General features: G+C 58.1%; 10 protein-coding genes. 9 read left to right on the top strand and 1 reads right to left on the bottom strand.

The window, feature by feature from the left end; all coding sequences use genetic code 11:
• Window positions 1-129: 129 nt before the first annotated feature.
• Complete coding sequence (locus F2P46_RS35130; RefSeq protein ID WP_166899071.1) at window positions 130-1,107, top strand: hypothetical protein; 978 nt, start codon at window positions 130-132, stop codon at window positions 1,105-1,107.
• Between the two features lie 117 nt (window positions 1,108-1,224).
• On the top strand, window positions 1,225-1,623 hold the full coding sequence (locus F2P46_RS35125; protein WP_166899069.1) for a hypothetical protein: 399 nt from the start codon (window positions 1,225-1,227) through the stop codon (window positions 1,621-1,623).
• 63 nt (window positions 1,624-1,686) lie between these two features.
• Here F2P46_RS35125 and F2P46_RS35120 read toward each other — a convergent pair whose 3' ends face one another.
• Entirely contained in the window at window positions 1,687-2,385 is a 699-nt protein-coding gene (locus F2P46_RS35120) for a site-specific DNA-methyltransferase (protein WP_229509588.1), read from the bottom strand.
• Between the two features lie 196 nt (window positions 2,386-2,581).
• Here F2P46_RS35120 and F2P46_RS35115 point away from each other — a divergent pair, with 196 nt between their 5' ends.
• Genes F2P46_RS35115 through F2P46_RS35085 form a run of 7 tightly spaced genes read left to right on the top strand, consistent with a single transcriptional unit; the run spans window position 2,582 to window position 7,170 of the window.
• Window positions 2,582-3,202, top strand: coding sequence for a phage baseplate assembly protein V (locus F2P46_RS35115; protein ID WP_166899067.1), 621 nt, complete (start codon window positions 2,582-2,584; stop codon window positions 3,200-3,202).
• 9 nt (window positions 3,203-3,211) lie between these two features.
• Complete coding sequence (locus F2P46_RS35110; RefSeq protein WP_166899066.1) at window positions 3,212-3,568, top strand: GPW/gp25 family protein; 357 nt, start codon at window positions 3,212-3,214, stop codon at window positions 3,566-3,568.
• Window positions 3,565-4,473, top strand: coding sequence for a baseplate J/gp47 family protein (locus F2P46_RS35105; RefSeq protein ID WP_166899064.1), 909 nt, complete (start codon window positions 3,565-3,567; stop codon window positions 4,471-4,473). The genes F2P46_RS35110 and F2P46_RS35105 overlap by 4 nt, the downstream gene beginning before the upstream one ends.
• Complete coding sequence (locus F2P46_RS35100) at window positions 4,466-4,999, top strand: phage tail protein I (protein ID WP_166899063.1); 534 nt, start codon at window positions 4,466-4,468, stop codon at window positions 4,997-4,999. The genes F2P46_RS35105 and F2P46_RS35100 overlap by 8 nt, the downstream gene beginning before the upstream one ends.
• The gene (locus F2P46_RS35095) at window positions 4,996-5,688 is read left to right on the top strand and encodes a phage tail protein (RefSeq protein WP_166899061.1); all 693 of its coding nucleotides are present in this window, start codon (window positions 4,996-4,998) and stop codon (window positions 5,686-5,688) included. The genes F2P46_RS35100 and F2P46_RS35095 overlap by 4 nt, the downstream gene beginning before the upstream one ends.
• A gap of 12 nt (window positions 5,689-5,700) precedes the next feature.
• Window positions 5,701-6,036 (top strand): hypothetical protein, encoded by a 336-nt coding sequence (locus tag F2P46_RS35090; RefSeq protein ID WP_166899059.1) that lies wholly within the window; start codon window positions 5,701-5,703, stop codon window positions 6,034-6,036.
• Window positions 6,037-7,170 carry a hypothetical protein gene (locus tag F2P46_RS35085; RefSeq protein ID WP_166899057.1) on the top strand — a complete coding sequence of 378 codons (1,134 nt, stop codon included), beginning with the start codon at window positions 6,037-6,039 and terminating at the stop codon, window positions 7,168-7,170.
• Window positions 7,171-7,359 lie beyond the last annotated feature (189 nt).

Genomic DNA, 7,359 nt, shown 5'->3' with positions numbered 1-7,359 from the left:
TCATGGTGTGGGCGTTTTGATGTTGTCTTCAGAACCAATATCATGCCAGAAATGGGCGCCCACGCCCCTCCATCATGCCGAGTCCGGCGATCAAATTCACACACGTGACCAGTTTTGCAAGTGCCTCTGATGAAAAACAACTGGCGTCTTAATATTGTAGTTGCATGCTTTTTAATAGCCGGTCAGTCCTATGCGGCGAATGGAGCATCGGCAGTTCCAAAATATAAAGAACTGACTGAGGTTCCAATATTGGTCTTTGGTGATGGAAATGTCGCCGCCAAGATTGTCGGGAAAAACAAAACCAGGTTTCAGTATCTGGACGGAAACTTAAAAACATCTGAACGCGCTGATGGTATTAAGGGCGAATACATTTACCATAGGGATGGACTACTGGACCGCGTTATTTTTTCTAACGGCATAGTTCACACTGCGCACTATGATGACCAAGGGTATTTTTATGGGTTCAATAGTACAAGTGGAAAAGCATTTCAAATTTCGGGCGACATCCTAACAGGCTGGAAAATGCTTGTAATGTCTTCGGATCAGCTGACAGTGCCTAAGCGCCCGGTAAAAATTCAGGGCGGCCACAAAGAAGCCTTGGTGAATTTACTAGTCGCGGCTGATGGATGGGAAGTACAAAAATCGGATGCTGACTCAAATAGTACCAACACTCGTTGTGATAACAACGACGAGGATGCTCAACAACGAGTTGGTGCTAATAAGGCCACCTCTTTACAGGCAGTGGCAGTTGAGAAATCTTCGTCGAAATCAGAAGAAACCCCGGTAACTAACGGCTGTGATCCTGTTGTGGTTATTACAGGACCAGGTGGTGGCGGTGGCGATGCCGGTGGAGGTGGTGGAGGTCCTTTTGCAGGGGGCGGCGCTGACGCTGGTAGCATTCCGAGTGTTCCGGGTGAGTATCCACCTGGAGCTGCCCCAAGTGATAGCGGCGCTCAAGTAGCTTGCACGGCAGCTGCCTATCGAGCATGGCTGCAAATGGATGAGGTCTGCAGGAACGCGCCCTCTATGCGTGATAAAATCGTCTGTGACGAAGTTAAGTTTCGCCTGTACAATGAAGAGCTTGAATATTGTAAAACTTTGAGATAATCTCTAGTTCTATTAGATATTCAATTTAAAGCCTCACCATTTTATTTATAAAAATTGTGAGGCATTTTTACATTTAATAAATTTATTGGTGCTTGTTTAAATTTTTAGGAGAATTTAATGGCTGAGCGTTTCGAAAAAATCGGAAGTATAATTTTTGGGGTTCAACGCTTAAATGGTGCAGTAGTTTCATTAACAAATTGGTTCAGGAAAGAAATCTCCAAAACCGAAAAAAACATTGAAGAAAATTTACAGTCGCAAGAAATTGCAGAAATGTATTTTGCTATAAATAACAATCTACCAAAATCGAAAAAAGATTTTTTTTCAATTTTTGATTTACTTAAATTATTGGATAATGACAATCCGAATCTTGGCAGCAAAAATGAAGATCAAATTGATTCATCTTTAAAGCAGGTAAAAGAACTTCATTTTTTACTTGCCGATGTAATCCAAGATATCGGATTTCCTGAAATCCCACCCGAACTATTGCGGCAACAAGGACACCGTTTGTCGACATAATGTTCGACTTACATGATTTTGTGTCATAAAAATTTTGATGAACGCATAATTCTTCTCTAGACTTCAAACCGCCAGGCGTTCTGACGCGAGGGCGTAATACCGTTTGTTTAACTCACACCCGGTCCAATTCAACCCCGCTTCTTTGGCCGCCAGCAAGAACGTGCCCGATCCGGCAAACAGGTCGACAACGGTTCCCCCTTGAGGGACCAGACGCACAATCTGGCGCCCTACCTCCAACGGTTTTTCGGTCAAGTGGTTTTTCGGGAATGTCAGCTGCGACTGAAAAACGCCAGGCAGGTACACGTCGACCGCCGGCAGGGCGCCCTTGCTGGCCCAAACGATGAATTCCGCCTGTTGCTTGAATCCACCCTTGCGCGGCCGCGCGCGGCCGACCGTCTTGTCCCATACAGCTATGCCGCGCATCGTAAAGCCGGCCGCCTGGATAACGTCCGTCAACGCCGGCAGCTGGCGCCAGTCGATGAAGCACACCACCAGGCCACCGGGTTTCAACGCCCGCTGCGCGCCCGACAGCCAGCCCTGGCACCAGAACAGCCACGAGCGCTGGTCCATGTTGTCGAAGTCGAAGTCCTCGTAGTCCGTCTTGGTCGACGCATTGATGTACTTGACGCCTGTGGGCTTGTCGCGCGCCGACTTGTGCAGCCCGCCGGAACAGTACGGGGGATCGGTCAACAGCATGTCGATGGAGGCGGGCGGCAAGTCGCGCACGAAGTCGACCGCGTCTACCTGGTGGAGTTTGTTCAAATAAGAGGGTACAGCGTCTTTCGGTTTCACAGTTCGGGGTTCCTGGTGGATTAAAAGGCACGCGGCAGTGGCGCCACGCGCGGCGCGGACACAATGCCACCGCCGGCGCCAGGCTGGAATGGGTATCAAAGCGTAGCCGCTGCAGGCACAAACGCCGCCAGGTGCAACGCGCGCGCGAGGGCGGCAAGATGGCGCTATGAACCCAACCGAACTACTCCGCCTCATCCTGAACATGATCCGCAAGGGCACCGTTTCCGCCGTCAACCACCAGGCGGAAACGTGCCGCGTGAAAACCGGCGACCTTGAGACAGACTGGATTCGCTGGCTGGCCTTCGCCGCCGGCACCACGCGCGACTGGAACCCGCCGACAGTGGGGGAAAACGTGCTGCTGCTGTGCCCTGGGGGCGACCCTGCCAGCGGCGTGGCCCTGTGCGGCATCTATGCCGGCAACGCGCCGGCGCCGAGTCACAGCCCGGACACTCACACCAGGGCGTATCCCGATGGCGCCGTGATCGAGTATGACCATGCCAAGCACTCCCTGCTAGCCACCTTGCCCGAGGGCGGCGCCGTGCGCCTGACCGCGCCGGCATCGGTCAACGTCACCACGCCCCTGTTCACCCTGGACGGCAACGGCAAGGTAACGGGCAATGTGGACGTCGACGACAACGTGGGCGTAGCCGGCAACGTGACCGCCAAGGGCCAAGGCAAATTCGCCAGCGCGATTATTGGCAATGGCGCCAGCGGCACCTTTGCGACCGCATCGAAACAAACGGTCACGGTGCGCAGCGGCATCGTGACTTCCATCGTTCAAAACTAAGGGACCACCATGAAGGGCATGAACCGTTCTACCGGCCGATCCATCGGCGGCCTGGAACATCTCTACCAGTCGATCGCCAAGATTCTGTCGACGCCGCGCGGGTCGCGCATCGAGCGCCGAGGGTTCGGGTCCGACCTGTACCAGCTGGTCGACGCACCGAACAACCCGGCCACCCAAGTGCGCATCTACGCCGCAGCCGCCACGGCCTTGATGCAATGGGAACCGCGCTTAAAGGTGACGCGGATCGGGCTGTCGATCGACCCGGCCGCGCCAGGCACGCAAGTCATTGACATCTACGGCACCACCAACATTTCCCGCGAAGCGATCGCCACCAGCGTGACGCTGACATCACAGAGGACCGCATGATTACGACCCCTATCGACCTGGCCCGCTTGCCAGTCCCAACGGTCGTGGAAGTGCTGGACTTTGAAACGATCTATGCAGAGCGCAAGGCGGCCTTGATCGCCCTGTATCCGGCAGACCAGCGGGCCGAAGTGGCCGCTACCCTGGCGTTTGAATCCGAACCCCTGGTCATTAACCTGCAGGAGAACGCCTACCGGGAAATGGTCCTGCGCCAGCGCATCAACGATGCCGCGCGCAGCGTCATGCTGGCCTATGCCCAAAAGTCGGACCTGGATCACCTTGCCGCCCTGTTCGGCGTCAAGCGCCTGGTCCTCGATCCGGGCAACCCCGACGAAGACATCGCGCCGGTCATGGAGAAAGACAGCGATCTACGCAAGCGCGTGCAGCTGGCGCCCGAGGGGTTTTCGGTCGCCGGCCCGGAAGGGGCGTACGTGTCCGCCACCCGCGCCGCCGATCCACGCGTGCTCGATGCGTCGGTGTACAGCCCCAAGCCTGGATCGGTCCTGGTCACGGTGCTGTCGCGCGAAAGCACCGGCGCCGCCAGCGCCGACTTGCTGGCGGCCGTCGAAAAGGCGCTGTACCAGGAAGACGTTCGCCCCCTCACCGACTACGTGGTCGCGCAATCGGCCGAGATCGTGAGCTACCAGGTAGAGGCGAAGCTATTCACCTTTCCCGGCCCGGATTCCTCGATCGTGCTGGCCGAAGCCAGAAAGCGCCTGGACGACTACGTGGCCGAGTGCCACCAGCTGGGCCGCGACGTTGCCATTTCCGGCTTGCACGCGGCCCTGCACGTCGCCGGCGTCGAACGCATCGAGCTGACGCAGCCGCCGGCCAGCATCCAGACCAGCGGCATTCAAGCGCCGTACTGCACATCGAGCATGGTCAAGTACGGCGGCGTTCATGACTAGCCTCTTGCCACCGAATGCCACGCGCCTGGAACGCAACCTGGCGACCGTCAATGCGCGCCTGGGCGACCTGGTGGCGCCATTGGGCGACCTGATGAACCCGGCGACGTGCCCCGCCCCGCTGCTGCCCTGGCTGGCCTCCACGATGTCGGTTGATGGCTGGATAGACGCCTGGACCGAGGAGCAAAAGCGGGCGGTCATCGCCGCGTCGTACCAGGTACACCGCAAGAAGGGCACCCGCGCAGCCCTGCGCGCCGCGCTGGACTCCCTGGGCGTGGTCGGCAAGGTTGTCGAATGGTGGGAAACCATGCCCCAGGGCGCGCCCTACACGTTCCACGTTGACATCGACACCGAAGGCGTGGGCATGGTGGGCGGGTTCCTGTCATCCGTCGAACAGCAGATTGCGGCCGTCAAGCCGGTCCGTAGCCATTTCAGCGTGCGGCTGCTGGCCACCACCAGGTCCAAGGTTTACTTTGGCGCGGCCTGCCAAGACATCGTCGTTACCACCATTTATCCGAAAGCCCCATGAGCAAATTTTTCAATGTCCCCACGAACGGCGGCCTGGCCGAGCTGGCCGCCGCGCATGCCGCCAAGCAGACGGCCCGATTTACCCATCTCGCCCTGGGCGACGGCGCCGGCGCCGCCACGGACCCGGACGCGGCGCAGGCCGGCCTGGTGCGCGAGGTCTACCGCGCGGAAATCAGCAGCATCACGGTGCACCCGGACCACCCTACCTGGCTTGTTTTCGAGGCTGCTATTCCCGAAAACGTCGGGGGCTGGACCGTGCGCGAAATCGGCCTGATCGGCGGGCGCGCGTCTGGCGGTATGTTGATGGCCGTGGGCAACTACCCGGCCACAGAAAAGCCGCTGCCCGTTGACGGCCAGGGCCGCGCCCTGGTGATCTACATGATTGTGGCCTACGCGAGCGTGGCCGCCGTCGATCTGACCGTATCGCAGTACGCCTATGCGACGGAGCGGTCGGTACTGAACGCGATCGCGGCCCACGAAGCCAAAGCCGACCCGCACCCGATTTATCTGACCAAGGCGGAAGCCGACGCGTTCTACGACCGTATCGGCCTGGCTGCCAGCGCGATCGAACAGGATGCCGCGCGCCTGTCGTCGCACGTCGCGCACGCCGATCCGCACCCCCAATACATGAACAGCAAACGCGCCGCGAACAGCTGGGCCGAACATTTTTTTTATGCAGCAGGACTTTAAGAGGGAGTTTCAATGCCAGTCAAAAGTGGAACATTAGGAGGCGGCAACCTGGCCGCCGGCGCCGAGGTGATGGCGTACGAATGCCAAGCGCCGGCGACCGCGGCCACCGCCACGGTTTCGTTCTGCAACAAAACCGGGGGCAATGTCCGGGTACGCCTGGCGATTGGCCCAGGGCCGGATACCAAGGCACCGGGCACCGTGTTCTTGGAGTACGACGCCCCGATGGAGCCTAACGAACCCCTTGAACGCACCGGCATTGCCGTGTCGGTGGGTCGCAAGATTTTTGTACGTAGTGACAAGGCAGAGGTGGATTACTACATTTCTGGCTATGAGAAGGAGGCAATCTAAATGGGACGTTTTCTACGATCCGCAGTCAAGTCCGTCACAACGGTCCCCCTGGGCGCAGTTGCCGACTTGATGATGCGTTCCGGCGTCAACTACCGGCCGACCGGCACCGCTGTTTCGCGCGCCGCCTTTCCTGAACTGGCGGCCGAGTTCCCCCCAAGCGGACAAGGCATGTTTGCTGCCGTGATGAATGCCGCTGTCGGTGGCACTTGGGCATCGGTCACGTATGGCAACGGCCTGTTTGTGGCCGTGGGCGAAAACTCCACAATCGGCGTTTCCCAGGATGGCCTGAGCTGGACTGTGATTATGTACGGGGAAACCGGCAGGCATTACACCGACGTGATCTGGGCGGGCGGCCAGTTTATTGCTGTGGCCGGCACGGACAGATGCGTCACCAGTCCAGACGGCTACACCTGGACCCTGCGAATGATGCCGGCCGCGCCAGCTGGAACGACCTACCGATCCATTGCGTACGGCGCCGGACTCTATGTGGCCTTTCACGGCAGCAACACAACCGCGTCCAGCTCATACGCCACTAGCCCGGATGGCATCAACTGGACCGCGCGGTCGTTGCCGGTAGGCGTCTGCTGGCGAATCGTGCGCTTCGCTCAAGGCATGTTCGTTGCGATGGCAACGACCAATACCGCCAACTACGTGACCAGCACCGACGGCCTCACCTGGACTGCACGCGGCCTGCACATTGCCGGCTACTGGGAAAGCCTGTGCTATGGCAACGGCGTGTGGGTGGCAATGTCGGGCGGCCTGGCCGGGGTAAACACGCAGCTCGCTATAACCAGTCACAACGGCATCAACTGGACGACGCGGACATTGCCTGTGGTTTCTTCATGGTCGGACGTTTCATACGGCAACGGGCACTTCATTGCCGTCAGTAGTCAATCCACGGCGGGCAGCTCAGTAATGCTCACCAGTTCGGATGGTATCTGGTGGGTCGCGCGCACCGTCCCGATCATGAACTACAAGGCCACCACCTTCGGAAACGGGCTGTTTGTAGCCTTGCAGGGCTACGTGCAGAATGGCGTAGCTGCTGCTGCGGGAATGACCGTCTACTTGGAAGGCGCCACCAGCGATTTTATGTATCTGGGGTGTAAGGTGCAGTGGAACGGAAAACCGGGTTAAGGCTCTAACGACTGGATTGCGCCATGGAGCTAACCGTTCGATAGTGTCTATCCCGATGAGACTGCGCTCACGGAAACAGGCCTGCTTATCACTACATGCCTATTTTTTTGCTTTGGTGCCGCTAGCAAATAACTCAATCTTGCGCGTGGGACCGGAAACAATGAGTAGATCAGCAGGTTGTACGGATGT

The sequence above is a fragment of the Massilia sp. CCM 8734 genome, assembly GCF_011682155.1.
GTDB classification, from domain to species: domain Bacteria; phylum Pseudomonadota; class Gammaproteobacteria; order Burkholderiales; family Burkholderiaceae_D; genus Telluria_A; species Telluria_A rubra.
The sequence above is the reverse complement of the archived record's forward strand: the minus strand, read 5'-3'. Positions and strand labels throughout refer to the sequence as shown.